Origin of the sequence: Tibeticola sediminis (assembly GCF_003843835.1) — a bacterium.
In the GTDB taxonomy this organism is placed as follows: domain Bacteria; phylum Pseudomonadota; class Gammaproteobacteria; order Burkholderiales; family Burkholderiaceae_C; genus Tibeticola; species Tibeticola sediminis.
Genome location: NZ_RKQL01000002.1, coordinates 51,020 through 67,312 on the forward strand (window position 1 = coordinate 51,020; position 16,293 = coordinate 67,312).

16 protein-coding genes are annotated in these 16,293 nt (G+C 67.6%); 4 read left to right on the forward strand and 12 right to left on the reverse strand.

From position 1 onward, the window contains the following. Positions 1-22: 22 nt before the first annotated feature. The 12 genes from flgL to flgB are packed head-to-tail and all read right to left on the reverse strand — an operon-like array spanning position 23 to position 11,293. The gene (gene flgL, locus EDC62_RS05140) at positions 23-1,276 is read right to left on the reverse strand and encodes a flagellar hook-associated protein FlgL (RefSeq protein ID WP_124221263.1); all 1,254 of its coding nucleotides are present in this window, start codon (positions 1,274-1,276) and stop codon (positions 23-25) included. Between the two features lie 20 nt (positions 1,277-1,296). Further along, positions 1,297-3,306, reverse strand: a complete 2,010-nt coding sequence (gene flgK, locus EDC62_RS05145) for a flagellar hook-associated protein FlgK (RefSeq protein ID WP_124221265.1) — start codon at positions 3,304-3,306, stop codon at positions 1,297-1,299. 1 nt (position 3,307) lies between these two features. Next, the gene (locus EDC62_RS05150) at positions 3,308-3,727 is read right to left on the reverse strand and encodes a hypothetical protein (RefSeq protein ID WP_124221267.1); all 420 of its coding nucleotides are present in this window, start codon (positions 3,725-3,727) and stop codon (positions 3,308-3,310) included. A gap of 31 nt (positions 3,728-3,758) precedes the next feature. Beyond that, entirely contained in the window at positions 3,759-4,874 is a 1,116-nt protein-coding gene (flgJ, locus tag EDC62_RS05155; protein ID WP_245968762.1) for a flagellar assembly peptidoglycan hydrolase FlgJ, read from the reverse strand. A gap of 22 nt (positions 4,875-4,896) precedes the next feature. Next, positions 4,897-6,057 (reverse strand): flagellar basal body P-ring protein FlgI, encoded by a 1,161-nt coding sequence (locus tag EDC62_RS05160; protein ID WP_124221271.1) that lies wholly within the window; start codon positions 6,055-6,057, stop codon positions 4,897-4,899. A 2-nt stretch (positions 6,058-6,059) separates the two neighbouring features. Beyond that, positions 6,060-6,848 carry a flagellar basal body L-ring protein FlgH gene (locus tag EDC62_RS05165; protein ID WP_124221273.1) on the reverse strand — a complete coding sequence of 263 codons (789 nt, stop codon included), beginning with the start codon at positions 6,846-6,848 and terminating at the stop codon, positions 6,060-6,062. Continuing rightward, positions 6,829-7,614: a flagellar basal-body rod protein FlgG gene (gene flgG, locus EDC62_RS05170; RefSeq protein WP_124221275.1), complete on the reverse strand. Its 786-nt coding sequence runs from the start codon at positions 7,612-7,614 to the stop codon at positions 6,829-6,831. The genes EDC62_RS05165 and flgG overlap by 20 nt, the downstream gene beginning before the upstream one ends. 29 nt (positions 7,615-7,643) lie before the next feature. Next, positions 7,644-8,381 (reverse strand): flagellar basal body rod protein FlgF, encoded by a 738-nt coding sequence (locus tag EDC62_RS05175; RefSeq protein ID WP_124221277.1) that lies wholly within the window; start codon positions 8,379-8,381, stop codon positions 7,644-7,646. Positions 8,382-8,402: 21 nt separating this feature from the next. Continuing rightward, positions 8,403-9,644: a flagellar hook protein FlgE gene (flgE, locus tag EDC62_RS05180; protein WP_124221279.1), complete on the reverse strand. Its 1,242-nt coding sequence runs from the start codon at positions 9,642-9,644 to the stop codon at positions 8,403-8,405. 50 nt (positions 9,645-9,694) lie between these two features. Further along, positions 9,695-10,396, reverse strand: coding sequence for a flagellar hook assembly protein FlgD (locus tag EDC62_RS05185; protein WP_124221281.1), 702 nt, complete (start codon positions 10,394-10,396; stop codon positions 9,695-9,697). A 34-nt stretch (positions 10,397-10,430) separates the two neighbouring features. Beyond that, positions 10,431-10,847 carry a flagellar basal body rod protein FlgC gene (gene flgC / locus EDC62_RS05190; protein ID WP_124221283.1) on the reverse strand — a complete coding sequence of 139 codons (417 nt, stop codon included), beginning with the start codon at positions 10,845-10,847 and terminating at the stop codon, positions 10,431-10,433. A 35-nt stretch (positions 10,848-10,882) separates the two neighbouring features. Beyond that, positions 10,883-11,293: a flagellar basal body rod protein FlgB gene (gene flgB, locus EDC62_RS05195; RefSeq protein WP_124221285.1), complete on the reverse strand. Its 411-nt coding sequence runs from the start codon at positions 11,291-11,293 to the stop codon at positions 10,883-10,885. 385 nt (positions 11,294-11,678) lie between these two features. Here flgB and flgA point away from each other — a divergent pair, with 385 nt between their 5' ends. The 4 genes from flgA to EDC62_RS05215 all read left to right on the forward strand — a co-directional run bounded on the left by flgA (position 11,679) and on the right by EDC62_RS05215 (position 16,130). Beyond that, complete coding sequence (gene flgA / locus EDC62_RS12975) at positions 11,679-12,374, forward strand: flagellar basal body P-ring formation chaperone FlgA (protein WP_170159017.1); 696 nt, start codon at positions 11,679-11,681, stop codon at positions 12,372-12,374. Positions 12,375-12,553: 179 nt separating this feature from the next. After that, on the forward strand, positions 12,554-13,600 hold the full coding sequence (locus EDC62_RS05205; protein WP_124221289.1) for a GGDEF domain-containing protein: 1,047 nt from the start codon (positions 12,554-12,556) through the stop codon (positions 13,598-13,600). A 36-nt stretch (positions 13,601-13,636) separates the two neighbouring features. Then, entirely contained in the window at positions 13,637-15,058 is a 1,422-nt protein-coding gene (locus tag EDC62_RS05210) for a chemotaxis protein CheW (RefSeq protein WP_124221291.1), read from the forward strand. Continuing rightward, a complete protein-coding gene (locus tag EDC62_RS05215) occupies positions 15,051-16,130 on the forward strand; it encodes a hypothetical protein (RefSeq protein WP_124221293.1) in 1,080 nt (359 codons plus the stop codon). The genes EDC62_RS05210 and EDC62_RS05215 overlap by 8 nt, the downstream gene beginning before the upstream one ends. Positions 16,131-16,293: the final 163 nt, after the last annotated feature.

Here is a 16,293-nt window from a genome sequence, read left to right on the forward strand (position 1 = left end):
CATTGCTTGTACGACCCGTACTCTACAGATACTGGAACAGGTTCATCCCCTGTAACTGCATGAATGCCTTTTGCGCGGCTTGCAGGGCGGTCAGGCTCTGCTGGTAGCGTGTGATGACTTCGGGGTAGTTGATTTGGGTCAGTTCGGACTGTTCCGTTTGCAGGCGGACGGTGAGGCTGGTGTTTTGCGCCTGAACTGCCTGCACTTGTTGCAATCGGGCGCCGATGGTGGCCTGGGTGTCGAGCAGCCGGGTTTGGTTTTGGTCGAGGCTTGCGAGCGCGTTGCTGATCGCTTGGGCGCGACGCGCATTCGTGCCGGGCGATGTGTCGGTCGCCGTCAAGGCTGCGGCGAGCGACTGGAAGGTCTCGAACAGTCCCTGGGGCGACGCCGCTTGCACGGTGAATTGATCGCCGTTGGCGGGCGTGCCCAGAATGGGGACGGTGATGGCCGGGCTGCCGCCGGGCGGCAAACCCAGGCTCATGCCCTCGGTGTAACTGCCGCTGGCCATCGGGGTGGGCGAAAACACGCCACCCGTTCCGCTGGTGATCGTGTAGGTGGTGCCGCTGCCGGAGCCGCTGAAGCTGATCTGATATTGCGTGCCATTGACGAGCAACAGTTGGTCGGCCAGTGCGCGGTCATTCACCGTGCCCGGCCCGGCCGTGGCGCTGCCGCTGTTGGCCGGGTTGGAACTGACGGTGAACTGTCCGTTGGCCGCCCGGGCGCTGAGGAAAATGCCGTCGCCTGCGTCGCTGATGGCCGCGCTCAAGCTGGGGCCCAAGGCCAATTGGTTTTGGCCGCCATCGCCCAGATAGCGCACACGCCCGTCGGCCTCGAGCACGAAAGGCATCGCGTCGCTCTTGCTGCCCGCGAAGATGTAGTTGCCTTGGCCATCTTGGGTGTTCGCGTACTGCGCCAGCTGTTCGACATAGCCTTTCATGGCGGCCGCGGCGTTGCGCAGATCCTGCGCATTGACCGTGGCGTTGTTCATCTGCACGGCCAACTGCCGAACCTGGTCGATCAGCGTGCCCACGCTTTGCAGGGTCTTGCTTTCGAGTTGCAAAGCACCCTGGGCGTATTGGGCGTTCTGCGTGTAGGTGCCGAGCCGTTCGATCTGGCCGTTGAGCGCGGCGTTTTGAGCGACCGCCACCGGGGCATCCGAGGGGTTGACGATGCGGCTGCCAGTGGCGAGCTGCTGGCTCAGGGTGTTGAGCGTGTTCTGCTGGTTGAGGATGCCGGTGAGGCTGGAGCCGTAGAACTGGGGGGTACTGATGCGCATGGCGAGTCCACCGTTTGGGGTTACTGAACGGCCTGCAACAGTGAGGCAAACAGCGTGTTGCCCACCTGGATGGCTTTGGCGGCAGCCTGGTAAGCCTGCTGGAACTGGATCAACCGGGCAGCCTCCTCGTCGAGGTTGACCCCCGCGATCGCTTGGCGCGATGCTTCGTTTTGCCGCGCCACTGCCTCGGCGGCATTGGCCGTGTTTTGCGCGAGGTTGCCTTGACTGGCCACTCGGCCCACCAGCTGGGCATAGGCCGATTCGAGGGAGGTGCGGGCGGGCGTCGTGGGCCCGGCATCGAGAAGCTTGGCCGTCTGCAACGCGGCCATGGCGCGGGCATTTCCGCCGTTGCCTGGCCCCGGTGGCGAGAGCGTAAAGGCGTCCCCCGACACGGCGGTATTGCCCGAAAGCGTCACGGTCCAATACCCGCCCGGACCGGGGCTGGGGTAGGGAACCGAGATCGTCGTCCCGCTGCTGCCAAGCGTCAGACTGCCCGTAGCGAGGATGGGCGCCGTGGTGCCGGGCTGGGTGACGGTAAAGCCGATGCTTTGTCCGCTGGTGCCCCCGCTCGTCAGCGTGATTTGCAACGCCTGCGGGGCGGTTGCGGAGACGAGCACGGAGCCGCTCGTGGCCGTAGCGGCGCCCGCCGAAAGCGTCAGGTTCCCCAGGTTGGTGTTGACCAGCGCACCGCTCGACAGCGCGCCGGCGCTGCTGACGTAGGGGGCGGCCGCGGCGATTTTCCTGGGGTCGGTCAGCAATGCGCGCATACCGTAGGCGGCTGCGGCGGTCGGCTCGACCTGGAAGCGGTCGCCAGCCTGGGCGCCTTGGACACTCACCCGCACGCCGTCGAAGTCGAGCTGCGTGACTGGGCCTAAGTTGGAAACCGTCAGTGCGACCGCTTGCTGGGTGCTGCGGTCGATGGCATTCCACGCGGCGCCGTCGTAGCTCAGTTCGTAGGCCGTCGCCCTCAGCCGGCTGGCGTCCGTGACGCTACCGCTGATCGACACGCCGCTGCTGTTGCCGCTGGCCCCAAGCACCTGGACCGGACCGACCTCGAACAGAGGTCCACCAAACTGGCCGTTCAGATCGAGCCCCTGCGCTTGTTGGGCATTGACCGCGCTGGCCAGGCCGGTGGCGATCAGCCCGAGGCTGCGTTGGGCGGGTTGGAGCGACTGTTCGCGGAATTGAATCAAGGCGCCGAGCGCGCCGCCTTGCAGGCTGGAGGACAGGCTGTTTGGGTTGCCCACATAGCCGATCTCCAGCGCGGACGGATCAAAGCTGCCGGGCTTGGCCTCGAGCGCGAGCGCACGCTCTCCCGCGACCAGCACCTGACCGTTCGAGGTGTAGATGTTCAGCGCCGCCCTTTGGCGCACGACGCTGATGCCGACCTGGCCTGCCAGTTCGGTGATCAGTTGGTCGCGCTGGTCCAGCAGCGTGTTCGGCGACTGGCCGGAACCCGACAAGTCGTTGATCTGCACATTGAGTTGTGCGATTTGGCGCGTGAGCTCATTGACCTGCTCGACCCCCTGGCGCAGCCGCAGATTGAGGGCATCGTTCATCTCATAGAGCTGGCTCGCCGTGGTCTGCACCGTCTGCGCGAGCGTTTGCGCCTGCCCCAACATGGTTTGCCGTGCAGCCGTGTCAGCAGGATAAGCCGCGACCTGCGCGACGCCGCTCGAGAAAAACCGGTTCAGCGAGGACCCGAGACCGGCGACGTCGTTCGCGATCAAGCCCACCAGCGGTTGCAGCAAGTCATTGAACGTTCGCGCGCCGCTGGCGCTGGCGGTCGAAGACCAGATCTGCCCTTGGACGAACGCGTCGTAAGAGCGACTGACGGTTTCGGCCAGGACGCCGTTGCCCAAATAAAGCCCGCCGAGTTGGCTGGGCGCCTGGGGCGTTTGCAGCAGGGTCTCGCGGCTGTAGCCCGGCGTGTTGACGTTGGCGATGTTGTTGCCCGTGACTTGCAGGGCTTTTTGAGCGGCCTGCAGCCCCGTGAGGGCGTTGCCGACGAGGCCAGAGATCCCGCCCATGTCAGCCTCTCCCCAGGCTATGTCGCGTCGGCACGGCCGCAGCCGGCGCGGCGGAATAGAGCGCCGAGGAAGCCGCCCGGTGGTGGCGCTCGAGCATTGAGGCCAGCGCAGCCAGGCGCTGCTCGACGAGGGCTTCGAGTTCGGTGGACTCCGCTTGGAGTTGCCGCACCAGCGCGTCCAAGGTTTCGGAGGTGGTGGTGGCTTGCCTGGACTGACGTCGGGCGGCGTGCGCGGCCAAGGCCTCGAGCAGAGGCGGCCAGACCGGCTCGAGCGGCAACGGCGTGGCGTCGTGGTCGTGCGCGGGGACTGCACGCATCCCGGTCGTTGCCGTAAGCGCCCGACGTTGCGCCTGCAGCGAGGCAAGGACGCGCTGGACGGCCTCGGCTTCGTCGACCTCAAAATCCGTTGGGGCGTAGGGCATGGAAAGACTCCGCGAGTGTGGCTCCATAACGTCACGATAGCCGTTCGCTTGAGCCCGCTGGCACCGCCGGTTTCGCGAGCCAAGTACCACGGCCGAGCGCGCCCAGGGCTGCCTTCATCCGCGGGCTGTCGGCAATCGCGACGAGCTTTTCGGCGTAGGCCGGGTCGGTGGCGTAACCGGCGCGCTGGATCGCCCGCGCATACGCCTCGACGCTTTGTTGTCCCAAGGCCTGGGCGTACCGGGCCGAGCGCGACAGCAGTTGGGTGAAGCCTTCGACGCTGTCGGAAATGTCTTGATAGGCCCGGAAGGCCGCATGCTGCACGACCTGGCCAAGCGGGGTGTATTCGGTGGTCTTGAGGGTCTGGATGCTCTGCGTTTCGCCGCCCGCCGCCTTGATGCCAAAGAGGTTGTTGCCTGGGGCGTGCCGCCCCCAACCGGTCTCCAGCGCGGCTTGGGCGAGCAAGGCCACCGGACTCACCCGCAGGGCCTGGGCGGCTCGCTCCACATGCGGCAGCAGCGAGGCCACGAAGTCGCGCGGCGCGCTCGCGGAATCGCTGCTGGCAGCCGCGGACGTCGCGGGCCGATTCACCGCAGCTGCAGTGGAGGGGGCGCCTGCGGCCGCAGGCGCCTGGGCCGCGTGTGGTGGAACGCCCGGCGGGTTCGGCTGCGGGGCGTTTTGCGGCGGCTGGGGCGGGGAGGGCTTGACGCGCACGGGTGGTTGGGACGCGGCCGGCTGGCTTCCCATGGGCGCATCGACCGGAGCCGGGGTGACTGAAGGAGCCGCGGGCGAGGCGGGCGCGGTGACCGGGGCGTTGGGGCGCCCGTAGCGCACGCTCAATTCCTTGGCGAGGAAGCTGCCGAGTCCGAGGCCGGGGCCTTGGCTGAGCGTGGTGGCCAGTTGCTGCTGGTACAGCGACTGAAGCACCGGAGCGGCCGTTTCGCCAAGCAGATTGGGCCCGAAGGACGTCTTCCCCATGGCCGCAAGCATCTGCTGCAGCAGCAGGGCCTCGAATTGCCGCGCAACGGCCTTGAGCGTGGCCGGGTCGGCCGGTGCTTGGCTGGCCGCATGCTTGAGCCGATGCAGCCCATCGAACGACAAGGCCTCGGTCGCGCGGGCGGCCGAAGCGCTGGGGTTTGAAGGAAGCATCGGATTCATGGGGTACGACCGCTCAAATGACTTCGATTTGCGCCTGTAGGGCTCCGGCGGATTTCATGGCCTGCAGGATGGCGATTAGGTCGCTCGGGCTGGCGCCGACTGCATTGAGGGCGCGGACGACCGCCTCGAGTGTGACACCGGCGTTGAACATCATGAGTTTCGCCTTGTCCTGTTGGACCTTGACGTCGGTCTTCGGGGTGACGACGGTCTGACCGGCGCCGAAGGGGTTGGGTTGACTCGCCTGGTACTCGGTGTCGATCGTGACCGAGAGGTTGCCGTGCGCGACGGCGCAGGTGCCGAGCGTCACGTTCTGGCCCAGCACGACCGTTCCGCTGCGGGCGTCGACGACGACGCGCGCGGGCGGGGCGTCGGGTTGAATCTCGAGGGCTTGCAGCCGGCCCAGAAAGGCGGTGCGCTCGCCGGGTGTTGGCGGGGCGTTGACCTGAATCGTCCCTGCATCGATCGCGAGCGCGGTGCCGGGGCCGAAGGTCTCGTTGATGCGCTCGCTGATGCGGCTGGCCGTGCCGAAGCTGGGCGTGCCGAGCGAGAGCACCACTGCGCCGCCGGGCTGCAGGCCCGAGGCCACGGCGCGCTCGACGGTGGCACCATTGGCGACCGTTCCCGCGGTCAGAAAATTGGTTTGGCTGCTGCTGCCGCCGGACTTGGCGCCATAGCCGCTGACCACCACATTGCCTTGCGCTACGGCATAGGTTTGTCCGTCGGCGCCTTTGAGCGGGGTCATGATGAGCGATCCACCCGCGAGGCTCGACGCGTTGCCGACCGTCGACACGGTGACATCGATTTGTTGGCCCGGACGCGCGAACGGCGGCAGGTTCGCCGTGACCAGGACGGCGGCGACATTCTTGGGCTGCAGGTTGCTGGCCACCCCTGGCGGCAGGTTGATGCCCAGCCGCTGAAACATCGCCAGCATCGATTGCGTCGTGAAGGGGACCTGGGTGGCCTGGTCGCCCGTTCCGGCGAGGCCGACGACGAGGCCATAGCCGACGAGCTGGTTGATGCGCACCCCCTCGATCGCCGTGAGGTCGCGGATGGTTGCAGCCGAACTCACCACGGACACGCAAAACAGCAGCCAGGCGCTGGCGAGCGCGCGCAGCGCCGGCCACACGCCGGTTGGGCGCAGGGGGCGGGCAGTCTTGAGTGAGGAGATCGTCATGTTCAGAACGGCCAGAGGGAGAGGAAGAAGCTCGTCAGCCAGGGCACCTTTGCTGCGGCATACACATCGCCATTGCCGCTGTATTCCACCCGTGCATTTGCAATTTGGGTACTAAGCACCGTGTTTTGTGGGCTGACATCCTGCGCGCGGACGACTCCGGCGACGCGGATGAATTCGCGCCCTCCGTTGAGGGTGACCTCTTTTTGGCCCGAGATTTCGAGGTTGCCGTTGGGCCAAACCCGTGTCACCGTGGCTTGCAGCGTCGTGGTGAAGCTGTTGCTTTGGGCCGTGCTGCCATCGCCCGAGAATTTGGTGCTCGAACTCATGCCGATGTCGGGGCTGTAGCCGCCTCCCAGCGTGACGGGCTTGCCGAACAGCGACTTCAGCCCGGCGCTGACATCGTCCGATTGCTTCACCGCCGTGTTGCTGGCTTTGGTGGCGTTCGCGTTTTCCTTGACCAAGATGGTGATGAGGTCGCCGACCCGATGCGCACGCCCGTCCTCGAACAAGGCGATGTTCGTGTTGCTTTGCCAAATCGCGCCGTTGGCGGCGGCTCGCGCGTCCAAGGGCGCGGGTTCGGCGGGGCTGGGCAGCGGCTGGATCGGCGCTTGGGCTTCGAGGCGCGGCGGGCTGACGCAGCCGCCCAGCGTGAAGGCGCAGGCGAGAACGACCCAGCCGACCGCGGGACTCCGGAACAGCCGGTCGCCACGCGTGGCGCCCCGGACCCCGCGGCCGAGCACGCGTGCCCTTGGGGCCAGATTCAGCCGTGTTTCAGAGGTTGTTGTTGACATATTGGAGCATCTGGTCCGAGGCTTGGACTGCCTTGCTGTTGATCTCGTAGGCCCGCTGGGTCGAAATCATGTCGACCAGTTCGGCCACCACGTTGACGTTGGACGCTTCGACGAAGCCTTGCTGCACGGCACCGAGGCCGTTGAGCGTGGGCTGTCCGGTGTTGGGCGCGCCCGACGATCCCGTCTCCAAATACAGGTTGTCGCCGATCGACTGCAGGCCGGCGGGGTTCACGAAACTCGCCAGCTGCAGCGTGCCGACCTGTTGCGGTGCGGCCTGGCCGGGCAAGGTGACCGTGACCGTTCCGTCCTTCGCGATCGTGATCGACTGTGCCGCTTGCGGAATGGTGATGGCCGGCTGAATGAGGTCGCCGCCGCCCGTGACGAGCTGGCCTTGGTTGTTGAGTTGCAGGCTGCCGTCGCGGGTGTAAGCAATCGTGCCGTCGGCGCGCAAGACCTGTAAGAAGCCGTTGCCGTTGATGGCCAGATCGAGCGAATTGCCGGTCTGGGTCAGGTTGCCCTGGGACATCAGGCGTTCGGTCGACACCGGGCGTACCCCCGTTCCAACCTGCAAACCCGAGGGGTATTGCGTGGTCTGCGACGACTGCGCACCGGGCTGGGTCAGGTTTTGATACAGCAGGTCTTGAAAGACCGGCCGCGAACCTTTGAAGCCGTTGGTGTTGACGTTGGCGAGGTTGTTCGAGATGACATCCATCCGAAGCTGCTCGGCTTGCAGTCCGGTTTTGGCGATGTAGAGGGAACGCAGCATGGGGAAACCTTGTCTTGGGAGTCAGTCGATCAGTTCACGATCAGAAGCTGGCTGGCGGCCTGGGCGTTCTGGTCGACGGTGTGCATGAGCTTGGTCTGGACTTCGAAGGCGCGGCTGTTTTCGATCATCTGGATCAGGGTCGACACCGCGTTCACGTTGCTGCCTTCGAGGGCGCCCGCTTCGAGTTGCACCCGCGCGTCGGGCTCGGGCGCTTCGCCGCTGACCCGGAACAGCCCGTCATCGCCGCGTTGCACCGCCTTCGCAGGCGGGTCGACGAGCAAGAGCCGGTTGAACACCACGCTGGCGCTGCTGGTGCCTCCGGCCGGGATGCCCGCGACCGTGCCGTCCTTGCCGATCTGGATTTCCTGCAGCACCGGCAGCGTGATCGGCAGCCGGTCCTGACCGAGGACGGGGTGGCCATCGCTCGTGGTGAGTAGCCCACTCGAGCTGATTTGCAGCTGACCGTTGCGGGTGTAGGCGATACCCCCATCGGGCGCCTGGACCGCAAGCCATCCGCTGCCCTTGATCGCGACATCCAGCGCCCGCCCGGTGGCGTTGATGGCACCGGTGCGCAGGTCGGCGACCGGCTCGTCGGGTGCGACATAAACGTTGCTGGGCAGGACGCCCCCATAGACAGGCAAGGCGCGAAATTCAGCGAAGCTGCCGCGAAAGCCGTTCGTGTTGACGTTGGCTAGGTTGTTGGCCACGATGTCCTGGCGCGCCAGAACGGCGCGGGTGCCGGTGGCGGCGATCCAGAGCGTGTCCATGACTCAGGCGTCCTTTGGCGCTTAGAGGTTCAACAGGGTCTGCACGACCTGCTGTTGCGTTTTGATCGTCTGGGCATTGGCCTGGTAAGCCTGCTGGGCCACGATCAGGTTGACGAGCTGCGTCTCCAATTCGACGTTCGATTGCTCGATGGCCCCGGCCTGCAACGAGCCCAAGCCGGCCGCCTCGGGAACCCCAGTCAGCGGTGGGCCGGACTGATAGGTGGCGGCGAAATAGTTGTTGCCCAGGCGTTGCAAGCCTTGCGGCGCGCGGAAATTGGTCAGCGTGACCTGCCCGAGGATCGCGGACTGTCCATTGGTGTAGCGGCCAAAAATGATGCCACTCGGGTCGATGGCGAGATTGCTGAGCTGACCAGGGCCATACCCATTGTTGACGATGTTGTTGACGGCCGAGGGCGCGTAATAGTTGGTGGAGCCGGCGAAATCGAGCGCGATCGTCGACCCCGATGCGCCGTCCGCCCACGACAGAGGCCCGACCGAGCCGCTGGCCGTGCCGCTGATCGTTCCCGTGGAACTGAACTGGATCGTCAACGGGCCTCCGCTCGTGATGCCGCCGCTGCTGGTCGTGCCGTCGACGCTGTAATACACATCCCATGTCTGCCCGGTGCCGCCGGAGGTCTGTAGGCGGAAATAAGTGCTCATCAGGTGCGGCGTGCCCAGGCTGTCGTAAACGGTGGTCGTCGTCGAATAGTTGTAGCTCTTGGGGTCGGTGATCGAAAACGCGGTTCCGCTGCTGATGAGCGGGGCATTGGCGTTGAGGTTGAGCTCGACCGTCGCGCTGGTCGTGGTTTTGGGCGCGAGGCTCGTGGCGGTGATTTGCAGCGGGCCAGAGCCGCCGGTCAGGGCGCCGCTGACGGCCGGCGTGCCGATGAGCTTTGCGCCGCCACCGTCGACGATATAGCCCTCTTTGTCGATTTGGAACTGGCCGTTGCGGCCGCAGACCTCGCTGCCGTTGTAGTCGAACTTGAAGAAGCCCGCGCCGTTGATCGCCACGTCGAGAGGGTTGTTCGAGGTCTGAATGTTGCCTTGCGAGAACTGCTGGGCAATGGTTTGCACGTTGGTGCCGATGCCGACCTGACCGTATTGGGGCGCCGCGCCGGCGATGGCCTGCGCATAGACATCGGCGAACTGCGCATTCGATTGCTTGAAGCCCACCGTGTTCGCGTTGGCGATGTTGTTGCCGAGGACCTGCAGGTTCGTCGAGGCGGCACGCAGGCCGGAGAGGGCGGTTTGGAAGGAGCTCATGGATGTCTAGCCTTTCGCGTGAGGGTCGTTCGATGCGTGAAGCGCGGGCGTCAGACGACGCCTTGGAGGCGGTTTAGGGCGATGGGTTGGCTCTGGCCTTCGATCTGCACGCCGGGGCCATCCTTGCCTTGCAGCAGGACCGACTGGACGCGACCCGCGCCAAAAGGCGAGGCGGTGACGGCAGCGCCGGTCGCGTCGGCGGCTTCGACCTTGAAGCTGTAGCTGCCCGCAGGGACGCGGGCACCGCTGGAATCGAGACCATCCCAGGTGAAGTTCTGCACGCCGGCGGCCATCGGCCCCAGGCTCAGGCGGCGCAGCGTCTGGCCGTTGCCGCCGACCACGCTGACGTCGACCCGGCTCGCGGCGGCATCGAGCGTGAAGCCCGCGGCGGCGCTGCCGCTCGCGGGCAGGCTCAGGCTGTTGCTGTCGAACACCACCGTTCGGCCGACCAGATTGGCCGCCTGCAAGCCTTGGGTCTGGCTGATCTGCGCAGCCAAGCTGGCTAGCGAGGCCTGAACCGATTGCACGCCACTGGCGGTGCTGAATTGCGCCAGCTGGGCCGAGAGGTCCTGGTTGCTCATCGGGTTGAGCGGATCCTGGTTCGTCAACTGCGTGACCAGTAACTTGTAAAACGTGTCGACGTTGGCCAAGGGGCCGAACGGCGCGGCGCTGCCGCTGGTCTTGGAGGAAGCCGCACTCGAACCCTGCAGCGAAGCCAGCAGGGGGTTGTTGTTGATGGGCGAACTGCTCATGGGGTCTCCTGGGAAAGTGGCCGATCCGGTGGGCTCATTGACCCAGCGTCAAGGTTTTGAGCAACAGGTTCTTCGATGTGTTCATGAGGTTGACGTCCGCCTGGTAAGCCCGCGAGGCGGAGATCATGTTGACCATCTCATCGACGGGATTGACGTTGGGGTAGGCCACGTAACCCTGCGCGTCGGCCAGCGGGTGTTGGGGCTCGTAGACCCGGCGCAACTCGCCCGGGCGTTCCACCACGGCAGCGACGGTCACGCCTTGTGCGCCGACGGGCCCTGCCCCCGGCCGCAGGGGCTGCGCGGCGAAGACCACTTCGCGGGCCCGATAGGGCTTGCCGCTCGAACTCGTGGCCGAGTTGGCATTCGCGAGATTGCTGGCCACGACGTTGAGCCGGGCGCTTTCGGCGCGCAGGCCCGAGTGGGCGATGTCGAGCGTGCTGAAGAGGGACATGGCGATGCGATTCCGGGCGAGTGTTCAGGGTGGTTTCAGTTGCCGGTGATGGCCGACAGCAGCGACTTGATCTTTCCTCCGAGGAAGGTCAGGTCGGCCTCGTAGTGAATGCTGTTTTTTTGGAACTCCGCCTGCTCGCGATCCAGATCGACCGAATTGCCGTCGAGCCGAACCGGGTTGCCCTGCTGAAAGCCAATCGCCGAGCCGCCCGCGGGGCTCAGGTCGCCGGGCAAGTGGCGCGGATGCGTCGCTTTCATGGTCAAGCTCTGCGGCGCTTGCCCGAGCGCTTGGGCCAGCGCCTTTTGGAAGTCCAGATCGACGGCTTTGTAGCCCGGGGTGTCGGCGTTGACGATGTTGGCCGTGAGCAATTGCTGACGCTGCGCGCGCAGGTGCAGGCTCGCTTGCAGCGGTGCGAAGGACTGGTCGAGAGCGTTCGGTGCGTTCATGGCGGATCGTTGGGCCGTTTCGGCAGGCAAGTTGCATGAAGCGTGCCAGGTTCACCCAGTGGTTCGTGGCTACTGGAGCTGCAGGTGGCGCGGGACCGTCCGGGTGCCTCTGGGCGGCGCGAGAGCGGCAAAGCTTTGCCGCTCGGCGGCAAGCTCGGTGCCTGTACCGCCCGACACCGGTCACGCCATCTCCTTGGCTTGGGGTGTGAACAGAACTTGCTTGCTCGTCGGCCGAAGGTGGTGTGCGGCGGAGTTGGATTCCGCTCGGCCCTCTTCAATTTCCAGGGAATTCACGATGGTTTTCGGTAAGCAAGGATCGACACAAGCGGCCTACGCCTGCCCAGGAAGCGCAAGTGCGCGCGCCTCGAGCCGGTGGGCCGCAGCAATGGTTGGCCTCTTCCTGGGGCTTGCGTTCCTCTGTGCCGCTGCGCCGGCGGCGGCGGGCGCTTGGCAATCGCTCGATGTCGTGCGGCAGGCGGTACAGACGCATACCCGTGCGGCGCTTGGACAGGGCGGGGAGGTGGAAGTCATCCTCGACGGACCACCCCCCGATCTGCACTTACCCGCCTGCGATGAACCGTTGCGCACGCGGGACCTGGGGCTGGCTCCCGCGAGCGGTCCGCGGACGGTCGAGGTGGCCTGTCCAGGGCGCCCGTCTTGGATCATTTACGTGCCGGTCCGGGTGCGCACCCGCGTCGCCGCGCTGGTTGCGGCCCGCGCCCTCGGAGCCGGGCAAGTGCTGCGGGCAGAGGACCTGCGCGCGGTGCCGGCGGAACAAACCGCCTTGCCGCCGTCGGCCCTCTCGAAGCCCGAAGAGGCCGTGGGGCGTGTGTTGCGCTATGCCGTCTCCGCCGGTCAGCCGCTGACCGCGCCGATGCTTACCGGTGCGCAGATGGTCCGCTCCGGACAGGCGGTGGCGATCGTTGCCGAGGGGGCGGGCGTGCGGCTGGTCGCGACGGGCGTGGCGATGGAAAACGGTCGTGAGGGGCAGAGCATCCTCGCGCGCAACAGCCAGTCCGGGCGTGTGGTCTCGGGCGTGGTGGGCGCCCAAGGCGAGATTCTGGTTTCCGTCAGCCGATGAGCCCCCCGATGCCTGCGCTGGCTGCGTCAGGAGTCCGATAGTGTCAATTTCAAGCTTTTTTGGCCGGATGCCGGCGTCAAATGTCGATTTGTAGCTATCAATAAAGGAGTGACTGGCGACGATTCAGGGATGGCACGCCTATTGCTAGAACACTCGCATCCCGGCAAAGAGGCGTCAAGATGTCAGCGCTCCAACCCAAGAAATCACTGCCTTCCACCAAAATAGCGGACACACTGGGTGTCACGGAAGCGGCTTCGAGCCCGACGCTCAGCGGCGCGGCGCGCCGCGACCTGGAAGCGGCAGCCGCGCCCGAGTGGGCGGCCGGCGCCGGCGCCGCGATCCGCGCGACGCGGGCCGAACTCGTCGCATGGCTGCAGGCGCTGTTGCGGCAGGGCGTCTACCGTTTGCGTCCGGGGCCGGTGGCGGTCATGCCGATTGGTCGCATCCACCAGCAATTGTCGGTGGCCCTCGCAGCGGCCGTCGAAACACCGGCGCTGCAAGCGGCGCGCGAACGCCTCAGCGACGATCTTGCCCGGGCGGACGCGCGGTCGGCCGCGCTGGCCAGTCTGGACCCGAGCGACCCCGAGGCGCCCGCGCTTTATGACGAGCTGATTGCGCTTGGCTTGGATGCGCTGCAGCAGTTGTCCGAGATCGAGATCGAGCTGGCGGCGCAGCACGCCGGCCTCGATGCGCTCACCGGGCTGCCCGGCCGCCGCGCGCTTTACCAGCGCCTGGCCGCCGAACACGCGCGTTCCCAGCGTTCCGTGCATCGGTGCGCCGTCGTGCTGATCGACCTCGACCGGTTCAAACCCGTCAACGACCAATACGGTCATCTGGTGGGCGACGACTTTCTGCGGGCCTTCGCCGCCGCATTGCGGGCCGAGCTGCGCCCCTATGACGCCGCATTTCGCTTCGGGGGCGATGAGTTCGTGCTCGTTCTGCCCGATGTCACCAATGACCAGGCGGAGGCGGTGGTCGAGCGCATACGCCAGCGGCTGCAACGCCAGCCCTTGCTGGAAGTGGACGGTACGCCGCTTTGGGCCGAGTTTTCCGCGGGGGTTGCGGCACTGGACGGCGCCCGCACGCCCGCCGAGGCGCTGGGGCGCGCCGACGCGCAACTCTATGCCGCCAAGGCCCGCCGTGCCCACCGCGTCGCCCAGATCCCGACCGCCACCGTCCCGGAGGGGGCTCCGCTCGCGCGCCCGAAGCGTCGTGCGGGGTCTTGACCCTGCGCGACTGGCACCCCGCCCGGAGCCGGTCGGATGACGTCCAGCCTTTCCCGAGCCAGCCACGCCGAGCTGCGGCATGCCTATCGGCTCGATGCCACGCGTCTGCTGGGGCGGATCGAGCATGCGCTGCGGCATGGGGCCGCCGAGCTGGGACCGCTCGAAGCCTTGGCCCAGGCGCTCGATGCGCTGCGCGGCCTGCGCCTCGGGGCGGAGATGCTCGGTGCGTCAGCGCTGGAGGCCCGATGTCGGGCGGCAGAAGCCGAGTGGCTCGCCTTGCTGCCCGAGGTCAGTTCCGGTTGCGCCGACGCGTTGAAAGCCGTCGTCCCGACGCTCGGCACGATACGCGCCGAGGTCGAGCGGTTTGATACGTCTCGGCCCGAACCCGAACCCGAACCCGAACCCGAACCCGAACCCGAGCCTGAGCCTGAGCCTGAGCCCGAGCCCGAGCCCGAGCCTGAGCCTGAGCCTGAGCCCGAGCCCGAGCCCGAGCCCGAGCCTGAGCCTGAGCCCGAGCGGTTCTACCTCGCCCAGATCGGCCCCGACCTCTGGGCCATCCCGCAGTCTTGGCTCGCGACCGATCCGCTGCTCGACGCGGCGCCTCACTCCTTGGCAGACGGGGTCCAGGTTCTATGGCGGGGCGCTGCTGCGTGGCCGATCCGGGCTGACTGGCCGCACCCCGGCCCCCGGGCCGCGCAACGTGCCCGCAGCGAGCCACCGGTGGCCTTCCTCGTACTCGCCGCCCCCGGCCAGCCGGCGCTGGCCGTCGGCGTCGATGCATGGGAGCCGCCTCAGGTGCTCGAGCCGCGCCGCTTGCTGCCCTCGCTGGCCGCAGCCGCAGGCGTCTCGGCCACCGTGCCCGCCCCGCCCGTCTTGCCCGATGGGCCGCCGCGCATCGCCTTCGTGCCTCTCGCACCGCCCGAGCCCTACATCACGCCCAAGGTTCCCCTTGGCGACCGCCCGGGTCGGGCCGAAGCCTGGGTGTGTTTCGAAGCCGGCGGACGGCTGTTTGGTGTCGATACGCTCCAGGTGCGGCAGGTGCTGCCACAGGCCCCGCTCACACCCTGGCCGAAGCCCATGGAGACGGCGGCCGCGTGGTGGCGCGCCAGCCCCGGCGCTCTGCTCTGGCGCGGGCATGTCCTGCCGGTGATCGATTGGGCTGCCGCACTGTCGATGGCTGCCGCGAATCCGGCATGCGCAGGGCCTGAGGCCGCGCCGCTGCTCGTGCTCGGCCCGCCGCTCGGGCCGTGGATGGCGCTGCGCGTGTCGCGCCTGCTCGGCTTGCGACGCCGGCGTGCCGGTGAGCCCTTGCCGACACCCTTGGCCGGCGCGGGGCCAGGCGGCTGGTCCTGCGTGCGGGCTTTGCTGCCCAGCGCCAGCTACGGTGTCTGCTGCATCCTCGACGCTGACGCCCTATGCGACGCGGCAGCTTCTTCAATAGGAGCGGACGGTGCCTGAATGGGACGGGCGGAGCGCCGTCGCTCTGGCGTTGCTGGGCGCGCCCATCGGGGTTGCGGGCCTCGCCACGGCGGGCTGGCCCCCGCCTTGGGTCGGAGGCGCGGCCCTCGCGGCCAGCCTGCTCGGTGCTGCCGGCTGGGTGCTGGCCGAGCGCCGTGCGCACCGTGCATTCCTGCGGATGCAGGCAGAACAAGCCCGTCTCGAATCCGAATGCGCCCACCTCGAGGCCGCCCACAAGCTCGCCCGCCGCGAGGCCGACGCCTGCGCGCAAGCGCTGCAGACGCTCCGCGCCCAGCTCAGCCACCAAGCCGCCCGACGCGTCGCCGCGCAAAGCCACAGCCGCGCCTGCCTGGCCGCAGCCGATCAGGCCCATCAACGCGTGCGTACCGGGCTCGAAGCGGCCGCGGCGCGGCTCGATGCGCTGCTCGTGGAGTGGGAAACCCTCGCCGCGGCGGTGCAAGCCGTGCAGGCCATCCTCAAGCAAGCGCCCGAGCCCGAAGCCCCGGCCCCCGGGGCCGCGTGCGAGCCCGCAGGTCCGCCGGCGCAGGCACAGGCCCATGCGCAGGCGCAAGCCCTGGCCACCGCGCCCGGGCGCGCGCTCGTCGCCATGCTCGAATGCCTGCGGCTCAACCTCGGTTTGGTCATCGAACACCTGCGCGTGGCGGGGGCGGCTGCCGCGCAGGCCGTGTCCGATCTCGAGGCGCTGGCGGCGGAGCTGCAGCGGGCACTGGAGGCGGCCGAGCATGCGACCGAGCGCCCGGGCTATCGGCCGCCCCCGCCCCACCCAGCCCCAGACGAGCGCCTTGCGCCCGACCCCACCGAGCCCTGGCGGCAGTGGCGCGATCGTCTCCTCGCCGCCTTGCGGCCCGTGTCCGACGGGCTCGCCGTCGGCGTCGAGGCGCTGCGGCTCGAGGCCGGCGCGTTGCGGGGCCTGGCTGCCCATCACAGCGACGACGTGCTGCTCCTGCGCGCACACGCCCTGAGTTTGGCTGAAGCACTGGCCGATCCAGACCCCGCGACGCCCAGCGCCGCGGCGCTGGGCGGTGACGCCTCAGCCCCTGAGCCGCGGTAGCACGGCGCGGCTCCAGCAGCTCCGGCAACGCCGCGCGGCCCGGGAACCGGACCCGGCTCGGGCTTTTTCACGCCCGCCCTAAAGTCTGCGCGGATCGTGCCGTCAAGTGGGGTGCAGGCAAGGTTGCCGGCATCCGGCAGGGACGCCGGATCATTTCGATCCA